At 42.2% G+C, this 18128-nt stretch carries 17 protein-coding genes and 1 tRNA gene; 1 reads left to right on the top strand and 17 read right to left on the bottom strand.

Features of this window, described 5'->3' with window-relative positions:
- Window positions 1-31 precede the first annotated feature (31 nt).
- The 11 genes from DXB73_RS02975 to DXB73_RS02930 form a co-directional block, all read right to left on the bottom strand.
- The gene (locus tag DXB73_RS02975) at window positions 32-1405 is read right to left on the bottom strand and encodes a CdaR family protein (protein ID WP_118690104.1); all 1374 of its coding nucleotides are present in this window, start codon (window positions 1403-1405) and stop codon (window positions 32-34) included.
- Window positions 1402-2274, bottom strand: coding sequence for a diadenylate cyclase CdaA (cdaA, locus tag DXB73_RS02970; RefSeq protein ID WP_022024471.1), 873 nt, complete (start codon window positions 2272-2274; stop codon window positions 1402-1404). The genes DXB73_RS02975 and cdaA overlap by 4 nt, the downstream gene beginning before the upstream one ends.
- On the bottom strand, window positions 2271-3278 hold the full coding sequence (locus DXB73_RS02965) for a hypothetical protein (protein ID WP_118690103.1): 1008 nt from the start codon (window positions 3276-3278) through the stop codon (window positions 2271-2273). The genes cdaA and DXB73_RS02965 overlap by 4 nt, the downstream gene beginning before the upstream one ends.
- Window positions 3275-3709: a hypothetical protein gene (locus DXB73_RS02960; protein ID WP_022024469.1), complete on the bottom strand. Its 435-nt coding sequence runs from the start codon at window positions 3707-3709 to the stop codon at window positions 3275-3277. The genes DXB73_RS02965 and DXB73_RS02960 overlap by 4 nt, the downstream gene beginning before the upstream one ends.
- Before the next feature lie 159 nt (window positions 3710-3868).
- Window positions 3869-4723 carry a YitT family protein gene (locus DXB73_RS02955; protein ID WP_022024468.1) on the bottom strand — a complete coding sequence of 285 codons (855 nt, stop codon included), beginning with the start codon at window positions 4721-4723 and terminating at the stop codon, window positions 3869-3871.
- A 45-nt stretch (window positions 4724-4768) separates the two neighbouring features.
- On the bottom strand, window positions 4769-4903 hold the full coding sequence (locus tag DXB73_RS15055; protein ID WP_022024467.1) for a hypothetical protein: 135 nt from the start codon (window positions 4901-4903) through the stop codon (window positions 4769-4771).
- Window positions 4904-5052: 149 nt separating this feature from the next.
- On the bottom strand, window positions 5053-5520 hold the full coding sequence (locus DXB73_RS02950; protein WP_118690102.1) for a hypothetical protein: 468 nt from the start codon (window positions 5518-5520) through the stop codon (window positions 5053-5055).
- Between the two features lie 79 nt (window positions 5521-5599).
- Window positions 5600-7306 carry a methyl-accepting chemotaxis protein gene (locus DXB73_RS02945; protein ID WP_118690101.1) on the bottom strand — a complete coding sequence of 569 codons (1707 nt, stop codon included), beginning with the start codon at window positions 7304-7306 and terminating at the stop codon, window positions 5600-5602.
- A gap of 10 nt (window positions 7307-7316) precedes the next feature.
- Entirely contained in the window at window positions 7317-8501 is a 1185-nt protein-coding gene (locus DXB73_RS02940; protein ID WP_118690100.1) for a BMP family ABC transporter substrate-binding protein, read from the bottom strand.
- Between the two features lie 71 nt (window positions 8502-8572).
- Complete coding sequence (locus DXB73_RS02935) at window positions 8573-9904, bottom strand: nucleobase:cation symporter-2 family protein (protein ID WP_118690099.1); 1332 nt, start codon at window positions 9902-9904, stop codon at window positions 8573-8575.
- A 109-nt stretch (window positions 9905-10013) separates the two neighbouring features.
- Window positions 10014-10595, bottom strand: coding sequence for a xanthine phosphoribosyltransferase (locus DXB73_RS02930; RefSeq protein WP_022024462.1), 582 nt, complete (start codon window positions 10593-10595; stop codon window positions 10014-10016).
- A gap of 208 nt (window positions 10596-10803) precedes the next feature.
- On the opposite strand from DXB73_RS02930, the gene DXB73_RS02925 reads away from it, so the two are divergent.
- A complete protein-coding gene (locus DXB73_RS02925; RefSeq protein WP_118690098.1) occupies window positions 10804-11694 on the top strand; it encodes a DegV family protein in 891 nt (296 codons plus the stop codon).
- A 643-nt stretch (window positions 11695-12337) separates the two neighbouring features.
- On the opposite strand, the gene DXB73_RS02920 is transcribed toward DXB73_RS02925, so the two are convergent.
- From DXB73_RS02920 to DXB73_RS02895, 6 genes are all read right to left on the bottom strand, one after another.
- Window positions 12338-13243 (bottom strand): cation diffusion facilitator family transporter, encoded by a 906-nt coding sequence (locus DXB73_RS02920; protein ID WP_118690097.1) that lies wholly within the window; start codon window positions 13241-13243, stop codon window positions 12338-12340.
- A gap of 53 nt (window positions 13244-13296) precedes the next feature.
- Entirely contained in the window at window positions 13297-14205 is a 909-nt protein-coding gene (gene metA / locus DXB73_RS02915; RefSeq protein ID WP_118690096.1) for a homoserine O-succinyltransferase, read from the bottom strand.
- Window positions 14206-14241: 36 nt separating this feature from the next.
- Entirely contained in the window at window positions 14242-16200 is a 1959-nt protein-coding gene (gene ligA / locus DXB73_RS02910; protein WP_118690095.1) for an NAD-dependent DNA ligase LigA, read from the bottom strand.
- A gap of 32 nt (window positions 16201-16232) precedes the next feature.
- Window positions 16233-17048: a pseudouridine synthase gene (locus tag DXB73_RS02905; RefSeq protein ID WP_347559507.1), complete on the bottom strand. Its 816-nt coding sequence runs from the start codon at window positions 17046-17048 to the stop codon at window positions 16233-16235.
- Window positions 17049-17123: 75 nt separating this feature from the next.
- The gene (locus DXB73_RS02900; protein ID WP_118690094.1) at window positions 17124-17951 is read right to left on the bottom strand and encodes a hypothetical protein; all 828 of its coding nucleotides are present in this window, start codon (window positions 17949-17951) and stop codon (window positions 17124-17126) included.
- 29 nt (window positions 17952-17980) lie between these two features.
- Window positions 17981-18053 (bottom strand) — tRNA-Arg (locus DXB73_RS02895).
- Window positions 18054-18128 lie beyond the last annotated feature (75 nt).

The following is an 18128-nucleotide window of genomic DNA, read 5'->3' as shown; positions in this document are numbered from 1 at the left end:
AAAAATCATCATGATAACAATTTCTGACAGATCATTCTTCTTGTGAAGGTGTCTCCGTCGGCATTGGCTCCTCGCTCGGTTTTTCCGTCGTCGTATTTTGCGGTCTTTCGGTCGGCTTTGTTGTTGGCGATGGGGAAGAGCTCGCCGTACTGCCTCCTCGTTCCTTCGTGATATGAATCTTTATCGTTGCATATTTTGTGATTTTACAAGTATCCGACAGATCCAACTGCACGCGAACCTGATGCTCTCCGGCTTTCAAACCGTCACAATCTACATATGCATTGATGGCAGTATCCGGAATCTCATTCAATATGGAGGCTCTTCCCGAAATCGTGAGGCTTAAAATGTCTCCAGGTGCTCCGGCTGTCGCAACATATCCGCTTGCCAAATTACGAAATGCCACATCTGTCTCTTTAATACGCAAAGTTCGTTCCACTAATTTTTCTATCGTCACCTTCACGGAGATCGTCTCATACTCTTCTGATACAGTAACTCCCTCTGGCAATAAGGCCGGCACACTGACCGTCTTTTCCAAACCTCCGGACTGGTCATTCAATCCGCTAATATCCATCGGTATCACAATTTCAGAAAGTGACTCCATTTTCTTCTCGCTGCCGGCAATTTGGATCTCTTGTGGCAGACATTCTGTTTCTACATACTCATATCCCGCTGCCGGCGTTCCTGTCACACTGACTCTTACCGGAATTGTTTTGTTTTCCAAAACCTTTGCCCGCACTTTGATCTTATTCTGACTATAATGCAGAGTGTTAGACTTAACTACTTCATCGTTGGAATCATAAGCAACCGGTTCCAATCGGCTCATAAAGTCTTCACTGACTCCCTCCACATTCAAAAACACCTTGATCGAGGAAATACGTTTCACAACAGATTTTCCTCCTGTCACCTGAATCATATTGGGTTTTGCCGTGCATTTTCCAATAGAGTAACCTTCTGACGGTTCTCCTTGGGTGACAACCGTTACCTTAACCTGCTTGGTTGCCATATCCTCCAATGCAACTTTCAACACCTGAGTACATTCCAAAGTAACGTCCGATGACACTTTTTTACGAAGTGATGGCACAATATTTACCGCATTTACCGAAGACAGATTCGAAAGATCTGCTGTTGCACGAATATCTGTAGAATCTAAACGATCAATCACACTTCGTTTGCCACCGACCTTGACATTGGCAATACTGCCGGATGTAATTTCAAACACCTTATTAACAGACTGCAATGCACTTTCATTGATCGTCTCGACCGGCACTTGAAACACTTTCGTCTTATAAGGATCATCAATATTGATAATGATCAGCCATACAAACAGAGCACCGATCAATGACAGCACTTTGATCCCAATATTATGCAGCACAACATCTTTCATCAATTGTTTTAATTCTTTCATGTGCGATCCCCTCCTTTTCTACGCCAAAAGTATTTCTTTGGCTTCTCCTCAGAAGGTTTCCCCTGAAAATCATTCAATTTACGTCGTAAAAGATCCCCGTCAATATTACGCAATAATTTACCACCAACTGCTACGGAAATCATACCGGTTTCCTCAGATACAATCACGGTAAGACTATCGCTCACCTCGCTAATACCAACTGCAGCACGGTGCCTCGTTCCAAGATCTTTAGATAATCCCATATTGTCTGACAATGGCAGATAACAGGTTGCCGCAACAATACGATCTCCTCTTACGATCACAGCACCATCATGCAGCGGCGTATTATGCTCAAAAATATTGATCAAAAGCTGACTGCTGATCGCAGAATCGATAATAATACCGGTTCTTTCATATTCAGATAAGATAATATCCTTTTCCATAATAATCAGTGCACCGGTCTTTGCTTTGGCAAGCTCAGAAGTTGCACGCACGATCTCGTTCACGGTACGATCTGTAAAGCGTATATTTCTATCTTTGTTCTCATCAAACGGCAAAATAGAACTGACAATCTTTTTTTGTCCCAACTCTTCCAACGCCTTGCGCAATTCCGGCTGAAAAACGATCAGCAACGCTGTAATACCAAGACCGATCGTCTTATCAAACACCCACAATATAACACTCATATCTAAAATATAGGCAACAATATAAGCACTAAACAGCACAAAAACACCCTTTACCAGTGTCCATGCTCTTGTACGCTTTACCCAAAATGTCACATGATACAACGCAAAAGCGATAATTATAATCTCCAGGATATCCACAACACCAATCTTCGGGAGCGATAATCCATATACATATCCTTTTAATGACGCAATAATTTGATTCATGAATCCTCCTTATTCTCCCTGTTACCGCCATCCGGCACTGCTTCGTTATCTTCCATCTCTGCTGCTAACAACTCGTTGCGGTCAGTAAACAAATGTGCATTAAAGCGTTTTATACGCTTACTCTTTGTTGCAATACTGTTCTTGGGTACTGCGCGGACATAATAATAATATTCCTCATCTTCAAACTGTAAATTCTCAACGCCGGCATAATTTAATGACAAACGGAAAAATTGTATCAGCCACACTAAGCCGAGGGATATGACCGCACCTGCAAAAAATGGGATCATATGCAGTTTCATGAGCTGTAAATAGTTAGCAAACAAACATAAAATGATATCACTGACAATCCCGATGATGATCGCCGCTTCAAAACTGAAATCAACGCGCAGGCTGCGAATCATATACACTACCAACATGACCACCACGAAGACTGCTATTGCGGCAAACAACTCTTCGTCCTCTACCAACTGATCGATCAGCACCTGAAACAGATCGAAGGAATCTGTCGTTGCAGAAGAAGCAACCGTAATCAAATTGCGAAACAAATAGTAAAGCAACACTCCGATCACACCTGGCAGCACTCCGGCCGGACCAAAAAGCAATCCCAACAGCACCGGTGCTCCTGCAGAGAGTCCTACAGAATATGCTAACGGCACAGCAATCAGCACATATCCATGTTTGGGAATGAACTGAATATATAACAGATACAATATCAAAAATATAACACCAATACAAAATGCCAGCATTTTGGACACATACATGACCTGTAATACAATAAACAATGCCACCAAGAAGATCATTGCCTCTAATGGAAAGATCACGCTGATCACTCCCATGATCACATTCACATAACCATGTGAAAGTATTGGACGATATCCCAACACACGGTTGATCGCAAAAAACAATCCAAATCCAACCATAAACCGCATGACCACCTGAAAAAGGGATGAATAACGCTGATACATTTTCTGTATATGTTCACGCAATATCAATAACTGAGTCATACAGCGTCTCCCTCCTTAATTTCTTTGGTCTCTTTATTATCTTTGCTGTCCCGATAAAACTTCTGCAGCTTATCTATTTCCATCATATATTTGCGCAAACGCTTGCGATTGTTTGTATATTTGGTCATATAAAACAATACACAAAACAACGTAATGATCAATAATAATCCTACATATATACATCCGGCCAGCCACACCATGCTCTGCATATCCATCTGCACTACATTTGTAAACAGATAATCAACATAATACATGGCAACCAGTCCCATGATCAGTAAATAGGAAATGCTATAGCCCAGCAGCACCTTTAATGTATTGGAACGGATATAATCTGAACGAAAATATCCACTTTCGTCTAGTTCATCTTTATAAAACCGCTTTTCGTCTAACGCAAGCTGCGTCATTAAGCGTACTTTTTTCTCATTAACCATACCAGTCAACCCTTCTTTGAACAGCAATTCCTAATGTTAATCCACAATTTTAAATTATATAATATTCGTCTAAATTATACAAGCCCTATCACTATTGTTACCAGCTGCAAATGACCCTATCAAAAACGGAGCGGAGAACTTTCTCCGCTCCATGGTTTGTTATAATTTGGTGTAAATTTTGCTTTCTGAGTTTTTAATATGATGTCCGATGATCTCCGATACATCTGAAATCGTCATAAATGCCGAATAATCATCTTTTTCTATGATCTTACGGATCAACGGAAGCTCCATCCGGGTAATGACACAATATAGGACTGTCTTCTCCCCGGATAAAAGCCCTTCACCGGACAAAAAAGTAACTGTCCGGCCTAACGTCTTATAAATATCCTCTGCGATCACGCGTCCCTGATCCGTAATGATCATTACAGCTTTGCCCTGATCCAATCCTGTATTAATATAATCCACGATCCTAGATGTAATAAAATAGGTCAGAAGACTATATAACGCACGATCCAATCCGAACAATATACCGGCGATCAAATAAATGATAATGTTACAGACCAGAACAATTTGACCTACGGAAAGTGATGTCTTTTTGGCGACCATGATCGCTACTGTCTCTGTGCCATCCAAACATCCTCCGTTTCGAATAATAAGTCCAACTCCGGCACCAAGAATCAATCCTCCAAACACTGTCGCCAATAATGCATCATAGGTAGCATCATAGTGCCAACGGTTAAAAATTTCTAAAAAGAGAGAGAATACCCCCATTGCCACAATGGTCCTCGGAAGAAAGCTTTTTTCCAACTGCTTCGCTCCCACCAATACAAACGGTAAATTTAAGCATACCGTCAATATACTTAACGAGATCGGAGTTATCGAACTAATGATAATACTGGTTCCCACAATCCCGCCGTCCAAAATGTTCGCTGGAACTAAAAACTCTTCCAAAGCAAATGCTGCCACTATTGCGCCTAATATGATGTTGATGTATCGGACAAGTATTTGTTTCATGTATACCTCCATGCTTGCATTCTTTATGTGCCTTTGTTGAATCTATTACGCTTCTTTATGTTCGTCCTTTGTCTGCGTTCTCTTAATGTCATCAGATCCGCTATTCTCCCACTTCCATGAAAAAACGCCTACCGCGATCAATGCCACAACGACTAAAACAATACCTATTGTTTCTAACATATGCAAAAACCTCCTATTTATTCTTTTTTTCTACCATAAAAAAACCGTGCCCCCTTTGGCTGAGCGGTCTCATTTACCTGTGCAATCTTATGCACATACATATTGTATAATTTGGAAATACATGACGAACGCAGGTAAAAATCTGCGTGTCAAAAAAAGAATATTGCGGGGATTTTCTGCCCGTCCTTCCGATGAATAAAAGACACGATCTGTTGATGAACATCCCGGATCAATGTCGCCTTTAGAATATATTGATTATGCATAATGCTAACGCATCTTGCATAACAATCTGTCAAGCAATAGCAAATACGCTCAAACTTTGATAAACTAACCGTCTTCTGCTCCCGAATCAGATTCAGTTTCTGCATCGTATTTGCCGATCCATCCTCAATCCGACAATCTTCCTTGGCAAAAGAAGTTTGTATCATATGTAAATAATGCTCTGCTTTTGCATTCTGAAAAGAGTCAACCTGCACAGTCTGTTTAGAACAATATGTCTGCTGTCTCTGCATAGAAAACACACCGCATTCACCATTCGCAGAAAATGTGCTGGTCAATGCGATGCATAATATGAACAAATAGCATATGATCTTTTTGGAATAAGCTATTCTTTGCATATTAATCCTCCATGCTGTGCAGTTACCTAATTTCTTGTAACTGCTATTATAGCATATTCCACTAAACTGACGCAACTAATTACACCTGAAAATTCTGAATATGGTTTGCCAACGCATCTGCCATTGTTCGCAGACTTTCCGTCGACTGTTCGATATTCTTAAAGTCTGCTGTCATAGCACCCAATGCTGTATTGGTCTTTTCTGTGTCGCTTACATTATGAGTGGCAATATCTGACATAGCCTTAAACACCTGCATGATTTCTTTTCTCGCACACTCTAATTCTTTCATGCGGCTCTCTATGCTGCGTATACTGCTTACCGAATGCTCGATTTCATTCATCACGGTTGCCACACTGCCTTCCGTTCCTTCAATAAAATCATTTTGCCGGGTAATAATACCCTGTGCATTCGTCATTGTCTCAACAACAAGTTCTGAATCATTTAACAGTGCCTCAACAATCTCTTCGATATTGCCGCTGGCACTATTCGTCTGCTCTGCCAGCTTCTGAATCTCAGACGCTACTACGGCAAAGCCTTTGCCGGCTTCTCCTGCCCTAGCCGCTTCAATGCTGGCATTCAAAGCTAACAGATTTGTTTCTTCTGCAATTTCTGAAATAAAGCGAGAAGCCTCACGAATTTTTTGTGCGGATGCATTTGTCTGTTTTGTCTGTTGTGCGATCGTCTCTACAGCCTGATGTACCTCATCACTGATCACGCGAAGCTGATGTACAATTTCCGATGTATGATCACTTGCCTTTTTCATGCTGTCTGCACCATTGCCAAGATCTTCTGCCTCCTGTCCGGTCTCTAAAAGCAGATTTCCCATATTATTAACATTGAAGGACGCTTTTTTGATATCTTCTGCCTGTCGATCTGCCCCCTCCGTTATACCATCCATTGTCTCTTTGACATTTTCGATGCTGTGAAAAGTTTGATGTGCCGTCTGTTCTAATGAGTCGGATGAATCACGCAGAGAATCTGTGCTTTTCTTAATGCCGCTTATAATGCCAAGCAATTCCTGCTGAAGCTTGCGGATTGCCCGCGACAGATCTCCAATCTCATCTTTGCGTCGAGCCAGTTTATCTGATATCGTCAATTGCAGATTCCCGGCAGATACCTGCTGAACTGATGCAATACCTACTTTAAGAGCCTTTGTGATCGAGCTTGCACAAATACTGACAATGATCACACACACAATCGTAACAAACACTACAATTGCTATTATCGTGCTAATAATCTTTATAACGCTGCGAAATGTCTCCTGTTTGGGACTTCCTGCGAACACCATTCCAATTGGTGTACTTTTATCATCCGGCTGATATACCGGAGTAAAATATCCATAATACATAGTCCCTTCAATAGAAACATTCTCACTAAAATATTCGTGCCCTGCATTTAGAACTTCTTTTTGGATCTTTTCTCCTGCCTCACTCTGTAAAATACGATTGCCATCTTTATCCTTGGCAGAAGTCATAATTCGCTTGTTTCCATAAAAGAAGGTAACTTCCATGCCGGATTCTTCTTTGATCGTATCTACCAGATTGTCGGACTGGGAAATATTGTAACTGCCTTTCCATACATCACCATTCTCCGTTTCCAGATAAGATCCGGTATTTTGATCATATGCTGCCTGTGTCGCTGTTGCTGTTCCTCGCAGAGAATTTTCTACATGTTGTATGATTGCACCCTTCATGATCGTTGCTGCCACCAAAATAACAATTGCCCCGAGTAAAACAAGTGGGAGCAGTGAGCAAACCAACACTTTCTTGCGAATCGTAAATTTCATAGCCACCCTCCTATTTCACGATCACTACATTTTTGTAGTACCAGTTAATGTTTCCGGTAATCGTTGCATCGTCTAATGTACTGTTTGCTACCCCAATCTTCTTCCCGGTATTTGTTTCTAATACACCATCGAATACGTTGTTTTCACCACTAAGGATTGCTGTGGTCGCTTCATCAACTTTTTCCTGCGTTCCTTCCTTTGCAAACGATGCCAGATCGGTGATCTGAATCAGCCCCTCTGCCATGCCTCCATAATAATTTTCACCAGTCCATGTTCCGTCCATAATACTTTGTACTGCCGACGTATAATAAGCACTCCAATTCCAAATCACACTGGTCAGGCAGGAATCCGGTGTTTCTTTACTCATATCCGAGTTATAACCGATACCATACACACCCTTTTTCTGCGCTAATGTCTGGGGATATGCCGTATCACAATGCTGTGCCATAACATCGCAGCCCATCGACAACAATTTTTCTGATGCCGCCTTTTCCTTCGCTGCGTCATACCAGCTATTGGTTATTTTTACATAAATCTTTGCCGATTTATTAACCGATGCAACTCCAATTGCAAAAGCATCAATACCACCCGTTACCTCTGAATTTGAAGAATCCTGGGCTGCAACATATCCAATCTTGCCGGACTTCGTGTTCATCCCTGCCACGATTCCACTTAAATACCGTGCCTGATAGATTCTGCCAAAATAATTAGTAAAGTTCTTGCCGTTGCTCTTATAACCGGTTCCATGGGAAAAATAAATTTCAGGATACTTTTCTGCCATCTTTTCTGTGGTATCCATGTAACCCCAACTCGTTGTGAATATAATATTACAGCCATCCGAAATACAGGCTTCGATTGCTTCCTGTGTGGCTGCTGCATCACTATCATCCACGATCTTACGCTCTATCTGATCTTCCTTGAGTCCGAGATTAGACTGCATTCCCTTGACACCTAGATCATGCGTATATGAATAACCGCTTCCCTCTGCCGGATCCGATATATATAATACACCGACTTTGATGTCATCTTTGCTGATGCCACCACTTCCTGTTTCGCTCTCTGTCTGACTGCCTCCGTCATTTGACGCCACATCGTCCGGTGTGCCGTTAGCTGCCCCACAGCCGGTCATGCACAACAGACTGATAGTCAGTACAACAGCCAAAACTCGTCTTTTCTTCGTTATTTTGTTGTTCATTCTCCCATCCTTTCTAACAGCAGACAACTCGCTTCTAAAGTTCCAAAAGCACATCGTCTCACTGTGTTTACTTACGCTTTTTCTTGTATCGTTGCCTCCATATTCTGTGGTAAAACCAGATTCAATATGATAGAAACCAAAAATACAACTGCCACGCAGTTCTGCCCGAATACATTTTGTACCATTTCAGGAAAGATTGCGAACAGTTCAGGAACCTGTGTAAAACCAATACCAACGCTGAGCGATAATGCAGCGATCGTAATATTTCTCTGCGTATAGCCACATTTTCCGATCATCTGCAGACCACTGACAACGATCGTTCCAAACATCATGATCGTGCATCCACCTAATACCGCATCCGGTAATGTTGCCAATAATGCTCCAAAGATCGGGAAGATTCCCGCTAAGATCATGATAGCCGCACCTGTTGCGATTGCAAATCGATTCACTACTTTCGTCATTGCGATCAAGCCCACATTTTGGCTAAATGAAGTAATTGGCATACAGCCAAACACTGCTGATAATGCACTGATAAAACCATCGCAAGCAATTGACCCGGCAGTTTCCTCCGGTGTGACATCACGATTTAAACCGGAAGATGCCATCGCAGATGTATCTCCGATCGTCTCTGTCGCCGACACCAAAAAGATCAATACAATGGATACAATGGCGCCAGCATGAAATTCCGGCTTAAATGGCATAAGATGTGGCAATGCAATGATCGAACTTCCCTTTAGTCCGGAAAAATCCACCATCCCCATTACAATGGCCAAAATATAACCAACTACTAAACCGAACAAAACAGAAAGCTGTTTGAAGTAAGATTTGGCAAAAATATTAAACAAAATGCAGGCAAGCAACGTAACACCGCCTAACACCCAGTTCTCCCAAGCACCAAAGTTTTTACTTCCACTGCCACCTCCAAAGGAATTAGCCCCAACAGATAACAATGAAAAACCAATGGATGTAACAACACTTGCTGCTACGATCGGTGCAACAATCTTGATCCAGTACTTGGCAAATAATCCCAAAACGCCCTCTACGATACCGCCGATCAACACGGCACCAACAATCGCCGGATAACCATATTTTGCTCCTATAACACATGCAATGGACACAAACGTAAAGCTGATACCCATAACAATTGGTAATCCGGAACCAATCTTCCATACCGGGAACAACTGAATCAATGTACCAATACCGGCAATGATCATTGCACTTTGGATCAACATTGCCGTCTGAGTAGAGGACAATCCACTTGCTCCTGCAACAATGATGATCGGTGCAATATTAGCAACGAACATAGCTAATATATGCTGCAACCCAAACGGAATTGCCTTAAGAAGTGGTACTTTTCCGTCTAATGTATAAATATTTTGTACAGATGCTTCATTTGTTTTCATGTTCTTTATCCTTCCTGCTTCTCATTTCGTCTTTCTGCATATAGAAAAACGTCCTTTTCATTTCTTTGCAATCCACCCGATCTTATATCTATAGTTCTAACAGATCCGCTTACTGCTCACGAAATACAATTTCTTTCGTATCTGCATTCATGCTGTCCACAATTGCAAGAGACTCTAACTGATAACCAAGATTGCGGATCAGTTTGCCACCCATTTGAAAACCCTTTTCAATAGCAATTCCAATACCCTCTACAGAAGCTCCGGCCTCCGTAATAATTGAAATCAACCCCTGCAGTGCACAACCATTGGCAAGAAAGTCATCAATGATCAACACCTTGTCCTCCGGAGATAAAAACTTTTTGGAAACTATGACCTGATTTTTACACTTATGTGTAAAGGATTCCACCTCAGCAACATACATATCTCCCTCAATATTGATACTCTTAGATTTCTTAGCAAATACAACCGGAACGTTAAAATACTTTGCTACCACACATGCAATTCCTATGCCGGAAGCCTCTATCGTAACAATTTTATTAATCTCCTTACCGGCAAAACGTTTTTTAAACTCTTCTCCCATTTGCTCAAATAATGAAATATCCATCTGATGGTTCAAAAAACTATCCACCTTCAACACGTTACCTTCTTTTACTATACCATCCCTTAGGATACGTTCTTCTAAAAAGTTCATCTTGTCCTCCTTGTATGGCGCATTATGCCGTATATACAAATATTATACTGAATATATTTTGCAGATTCAAGAACAATTTGAGGCGTTACCGTTGTAATTTGAAATTATCAGAATTCCATGGTACAATGAGTCCTGACATGCATAATGCAGGAATATTATGACCCCCTGTGATCATGCAAGACATTTTTGAGAAAGGTATGGTATTAAAATGGCAGAAAATTATGTATTAAGCTGTTGTTCTACAGCAGACTTGACAGACGAACAGTTTGAGGCCAGATCTATTCATTATATCTGTTTTCATTTTGAATTGGGCGGCAAAAGTTATATGGATGATCTCGGCAAATCAATTCCTTTTGATGAATTTTATAAACGTATGGAGCAAGGCGAAGACACTAAAACATCTCAGATCAATGCAGAAGAATTTGAGCAGTATTTTGAACCTTTTCTGCAGGAAGGCAAAGATATTCTACATGTCTGCCTCTCTTCCGGCATTTCCGGCGTCATGAATTCCGCCTGTATTGCCAGAGATATTCTCGCCGAAAAATATCCAGACCGCAAAATCTATATTGTTGATTCACTGGCTGCCTCCGCTGGATATGGACTATTGATGGATCGTCTGGCAGATCTGCGCGATGATGGAATGACTATTGATGAACTGCGTGACTGGACAGAGGCCAATAAGCTTCATTTACGTCATTGGTTCTTCTCTTCCGATCTGACTTTCTTTATAAAAGGCGGTCGTGTATCAAAATCCGCCGGTACCATCGGAAACTTGCTGAACATCTGCCCATTGCTGGATGTAAACAGCGAGGGCAAGCTGATTCCGCGCTTTAAGATTCGTGGAAAACGTAAGGTGATCCGTGAAATTGTCGCTAAAATGGAAGAAGATGCCGAAAATGGCTTAGACTACGATGGGAAATGTTTTATATCCCAATCTGCCTGCTATGAAGATGCCAAAGCAGTTGCCGATCTGATAGAGGCACGCTTTCCAAACTTAAACGGCAAAGTAGTGATCAACAATATCGGCACGACCATAGGAAGTCATACCGGTCCGGGTACAGTAGCACTCTTCTTCTGGGGCAGTGAACGCACACTGTAAGTCTCTTTGCTTTATCATAATACACAAAACGCCTGCCAGGAACTCGTCCGCAGGCGTTTTTATTATTTAGTAACTGAAACTTCCCACACCTCATTATCTCACGCAACCACATATTGCTTATTATGTCAGCAATAAATATAGTATTTTGCAGCCGATAAGCTAACTTATTCTGTCGGCAGAGAACTAAGATAATTGCCGCAGAACGCAGAGTTTTTAGGTGATTTCTTATTTTGTTACGTCTCTGATGAATACATGCCCGAAGGATTGTCTGAGATGTCCCGGTTTAGCAAGGTATCATCCATTTTTGGACGGGACGCTTTCGCTACGATGCGCTACGTCACGTTACTTAATGTCTCTGAAATACGAGACATAAGTAACGACGAGCGCAAAGTCCCTTTCAAAAATGATGAATACCTTGCTTCCGGGACTTCGAGTTTCCGAAGGGCATGTAGATCAATCATCAGAGACAACAAAATCTAGAAATCACCAAAAACGAAAAAGCGGCAAGGCAATTACTATAGTTCTCTGTCGACAGAAGCCGCTATGTTGTGGCTGCAAAACACCTGGCATTCTTTGACATAATAAGCAATATGTGGTTCTTGCAGTAGCTTCCGGTATGGGAAGTTTTAGTTTCTGCGCAAGTCTATTCGTCTGGCAAACTTGGGATCAATTCCACGTATACCTGATCAAATACTTGCTGCAGCTCCGCACGAATATCATTACGTAACTGCAATAATATCTTGGTATTGATAATGCGATTATGACTGGTCAGATAGATCTCAACCCAAGTTTTACGTCCTGTCTGTATCACATCCAAAAATTCAATGTCATAATGAATCTTATCCATGTGATGTTCTGCAATCTGCCGGATAGAATCCATGATTTCCTGATCCGGTGCAAACAATATCAGACTTTTTACATTGTGTATGATCATTTTGACCGGCTCTACTAAAAGCAAACACGACATGATAATGGCAACGATCGGATCAATATAAGCTGCCAGATGATTCCATGTTGTCTTTTGCAAGAACTGTTCTACAAAAAATGCAAGAGAAACACCCAAACTGGAGATCACATCCAGCTTCCATATGTAAATCTCTGCCTGTATCGTCATAGATGCATAACGTCTGCTAAAATAATGCAGTAATATATAAACGATCAGACAACATGCACAAACAATCAGCTCAAACACTGCAATCTTACCGCCGTCCACTTCACGACCACCATGCAATATCGCATAAAAGTTATCCCAAACCAGTCGGACCGTGATCGCCAATAGCACACTGTACTTAATAACGACAAACAATGACTCCACCTGGGCAAAACCGTATGGCCTGCGCTCTGTTACCGGCTTATACAGCAACGGCACCAGTAATAAAAACGGACCGATCATGATCAGATCTGTCAAATCAAAGATACAGTCCATCAAAATAGAATGTGATCTCGTCCAAAATGCCATGACACCTTCTGCGATCATAAATAGAACGCTTCCGATCATGGATATATTCATAATATATTTTTCGTATTTTAGTTTGTTTTCATTTTTCATAATAATTGCTCACATAATTTCAAATAATCCATGACTGGGCTACGCACTCACATTTATGACCACTCATAAGGCGTATTTTGGTATACGTAGTAATTGACCCAGTTAGAAAACAAGGCATTGGAAGCACCTCTCCAACGAAGCAATGGTCTTTGTGACGAATCGTCATCCGGATAATAATTCTCCGGCAGATCCGGATTTAAGCCTTTTTTACTGTCACGCTTGTATTCGTAATCCAACGTCATACGATCATATTCCAAATGTCCCATCACAAAGATCTGCTTACCATCATCAGATACTAATAACAGTTCTCCCACCTTGTCGGAGTCTGCAAGTACAGTTAGCGTGTCACACGCTTCAATCGCCTCATGATCAACTCCGGTATAACGGGAATGTGGTGCATAAAATACATCGTCAAATCCGCGAAGAAGCGGTACTTTTCGATGGTGTACCCGATGTTCATACACACCAACTATTTTCTTTGGAAGCAGATGTTTCTTGATTCCATAATGATAATACAATCCTGCCTGAGCCCCCCAGCAAATATGCATTGTTGATGTCACATTCGCCTTAGACCATTCCATGATCTGCTTCAGTTCTTCCCAATACTGCACTTCCTCATATTCCATCTGCTCCACCGGAGCACCCGTAATGATCAAACCGTCAAATTTACGTTCTTTTACATCATCGTAGGTCTTATAAAACTCATTCAAATGACTGAGCGTCGTATTTTTACCAATATACGATGCTGTTGTCAAAAATGTAATCTCGATCTGCAATGGCGTATTGGATAAACTGCGTAGCAGCTGAACCTCCGTATCTTCCTTTAGTGGCATCAGATTGAGAACAGCAATATACAGTGGACGGATATTCTGCGTCGTTGCACGTGTTTCGTCCATCATAAATATATTTTCCTGCTCCATGATCTTTTTCGCCGGAAGATTATTTTGTACTTTAATTGGCATAATAAAACCTCATTTCTGCATATCTGCACTTTTCTGCTAGGACAAGTGATATTGTTCTATAAACGCTTGCTCCGTCAAAATCGGTATTCCAAGCTCTCTTGCTTTTTTATTTTTTGTCGAGTTGCTCATCGCATCGTTGTTGATCAAATAGTTCGTCTTAGAAGTGACACTGCCTGTCACCTTTCCGCCATGCGATTCGATCAGCTCTTTCAGCTCTTTGCGGTTTTTGAACCGCTCAACGGATCCGGTAATTACAAACGTGATTCCCTCCATATCTTTCGATACATTATCATCCGCAATTTTCTCGAACGAAATATATTGTAACAGATGTTGCACTACTTGTCGATTCGCCTCAACCGCAAAATAATCTGTTACCGCTTTGGCGATCACAGCACCAACGCCATCAATCTGTGTCAGCTCCTCTTCAGAAACCGCCAAAACACGATCAAAATCATATGCGCAATAGCGACAGATCAGGCCGGCATTGGATAATCCTACATTCGGAATGCCTAAACTATACAAAAAGCGAATGATCGTCGTATGTGCCGCCTTTGTCGCTGACTGAACCATTTTTTCGTAAGATTTTTCGCCAAACCCATCCATTGCAATGATCTGGTCTTTATATCGATCTAATCGAAACAGATCTGCAGGTTCATGGATCATATCCTGATTCATCAATTTCTCGATTGTTGCTTCTGACATGCCGTCAATATTCATCGCATCCCTGCTGACAAAATGTGAAAAACTTTTGATCTTCTTAGCCGGACAGGATGCATTTTCACAAAACAAAGCCTTCACTCCATTTTCTTCATGAATGGCTGTTGCACTATGACACACCGGACATTCTTCCGGAATAGGTAACGTCCCGCTTCGTGTCATATTTTCCGCAATCTGTGGAATGATCATATTTGCTTTATACACCTGAATATGATCACCAACCCCCAAAGCAAGCTGTTCAACTATGCTGACATTATGCACACTCGCACGACTTACCGTTGTTCCTTCCAATTCCACCGGTTCAAACACTGCAACCGGATTGATCAGCCCCGTTCTCGAGGCACTCCACTCCACTTCCTCTAACACCGTTTCGGCTATTTCATCTGCCCACTTAAAAGCCATCGCATTTCGCGGAAATTTAGCGGTCCTTCCCAAACTTTCTCCGTATGCGATCTCATCCATAAGAAGTACAAGGCCATCCGACGGAAAATCATTGGTGACGATTTTTTCTGCAAATTCTGCCACTGCTGCAGGCAATGTCTCCCCGGTAACACGAACATATTCGACAACCGTAAATCCCTGTTCCTGCAAAAATTTGAATTTATTCTCCTGCGAATCTTTGAAATCAACACCTTCTGCCGTCACGAGCGAAAAAGCAAAAAAGTTCACATGTCTGCTCTTCGTAACACGGCTATCAAGCTGGCGTACAGAACCGCTGCACAAATTACGCGGATTTTTGTATTGCTCTTCCACCGGAAGGGATTCATTGATCTCCCGAAATCTGGAATACGTAATCACCGCTTCTCCGCGCAGTACCAATTCTCCCTGAAATGGGATCTGCAACGGTACATTATCAAACATACGAGCATTACCGGTAATGACTTCTCCTACCTGACCATTACCGCGGGTAACTGCCTTTTGCAGAGTTCCCTCCTGATACGTAAGTACGATAGTAAGCCCATCCATTTTCCACGAAAGCAGACCCGGATGCTCACCAAGCCAAGCCGCTAATTGTTCTGTATCCTTTGTCTTGTCCAAAGAAAGCATCGGTGAAGGATGTTGTTCTTTTGGCAGCTCACTAAGCACCTCATAGCCTACACGCTGCGTCGGACTGCCCGCCAAAACAATCCCCGTCTCCTTTTCTAATGCCTGTAATTCATCGTATTGTTTGTCGTATTCGTAGTTACTCATAACCTCATCACGGCCCTGATAATACACTGCCGCCGCGTGATTTAACTGCTCTACTAACTCTAAGATCCTAGCTCTCTTCTCTTCCATATCATTCCCCATTCTTTCTGAAAATGCTGACGTTACCGCTCCAGTTCTTTGCGAAGCACGCGGATCTCCATTGGCGTCAAGCTGCGATAACGGCCTTTTTTCAACCCTTTTAATGTAATATTCATCACGCGGTCACGCCGCAAATGCGTTACCCGATAATCCAAATATTCACACATTCGTCGGATCTGACGATTTAATCCCTGCGTCAATATGATATGAAAACTATCCGCATCTTCCCGCCACACTTTGCACGGTTTTGTTACAGTGTCCAAAATCGGAACACCGGCGGCAAGTTTACGTAAATCTTCATCGCGGATCGGACGATCTACCTTGACAAAATATTCTTTTTCATGCCCGTAACGGCTGCGCAGAATTTTTTCCATTACATCGCCTTGATTGGTCAAAAGCAATAGCCCTTCCGAAGCCTGATCCAATCTGCCGACAGGATAAACTCGCTTTGGATAATCAATATAATCTACAACATTCTTGATCGGTTCTCCATTTTCCTCCTGCGCTGTCGTGCAAACGATCCCCTTGGGCTTATAAAACGCCAGAAAAATCTCTTCCTCTTCTTTGGTCACTTGGCGTCCATCTACCCGCACAACAGCTCCGTCATGCACTCTTGTACCGGCTGTTACCGGCTTATCATCAATCGTGATGCGCCCCTGCTCCAACATTCGATCAGCCTCGCGCCTCGAGCATACCCCCGCTTCACTTAAAAATTTATTAATCCTTACTCCCGTATTGTCTGCCATACTATTGTTACATTCCTTTCTCCATCCGCAAAGTAACTCTGCGAACTTCTTTCCTACTGCTTCATGCCTGTATACCCCAAAACGCAGTCTCATCTGTGTTGCCTGCTTTCCTTATGGAAAAAGGTGACTCTTCAAAAGAATCACCTTATCTTACCTATACTTCCTCATTTACTGTGCAGCCTGTGTAGCGGCTGGTGCCTGCGTCGCTGCCGGTGCTTGTGTTGCCATCGGAGCCTGTGTCGCCGCCGGTGCTTGTGTCGCCACCGGTGCTTGTGTCTGTGCCCCCTGTGCGGTTGGCACCGGGGTTGCTCCATTCGCACTTCCGGCTTCTCCATCAATATTAGCCGTGCTTTCCGGTCCATCGCCCGAAGACTCATTCAACATATTGCAGAAATCACGAACTTCTTGATTTGTACTTTGAAGCTCCTCTAATTTCTTATTAACCGAATCCTGCAACGCCTTGACGTCTTTGCTGGCATCCAGCTTTTCAATCTTCTTCTGCTCTTTGCCGGACAAGGTCCCAAAATGCAACATAAATCTTCCATCCGGCTGCATCTTGATGTATAATGCCGTAAGCGATGGAATCTTCGTATCAATATCATATAATTTATCTTCATGATAGGCGTAAACACGATAACTTCCTGTTTCATAGCCTTCCTTGATCGTGCAGGAAATATTCTCATATTTTTCAATATATTCCGCTGCCGCCACCAACTTGCGCTCGTCAATGTTGTCCACATCGGTCACACAATCTGCCAAGGCATCCATATCTACTTTCTGTCTGGCATCAAAATATTCTTTCACAAGATCGGTGATCTCTTCTTTAATATCTTTATCCGACTTGCCTTTTATCGCATCCGCTATATTCTGTTCATCACTCTTCGTGGCTGACAACGAAAAATTAAGGTCCGGAGCCATCAAAGAAAATGTTCCCAACCCAATAAACATAACTGCCAGCGTAAAGATCAAAATAAACTTTTTATATCGCAGCGGCATATACCCACATCCTTCCTCAAATATCAAAACGCACCTGGAGGGACTCGAACCCCCGGCACACGGTTCCGGAAACCGTTGCTCTATCCACTGAGCTACAGGTGCAATTAATCAGCGAGAAATATTATATCATAAGGGAATATAACCGTCAAGGCACGGATCTGGTGTACTTTTAATGTT

Source organism: Clostridium sp. OM05-6BH (assembly GCF_003481635.1).
Taxonomy (GTDB): Bacteria; Bacillota; Clostridia; order Lachnospirales; family Lachnospiraceae; genus Butyribacter.
The sequence above is the reverse complement of the archived record's forward strand: the minus strand, read 5'-3'. Positions and strand labels throughout refer to the sequence as shown.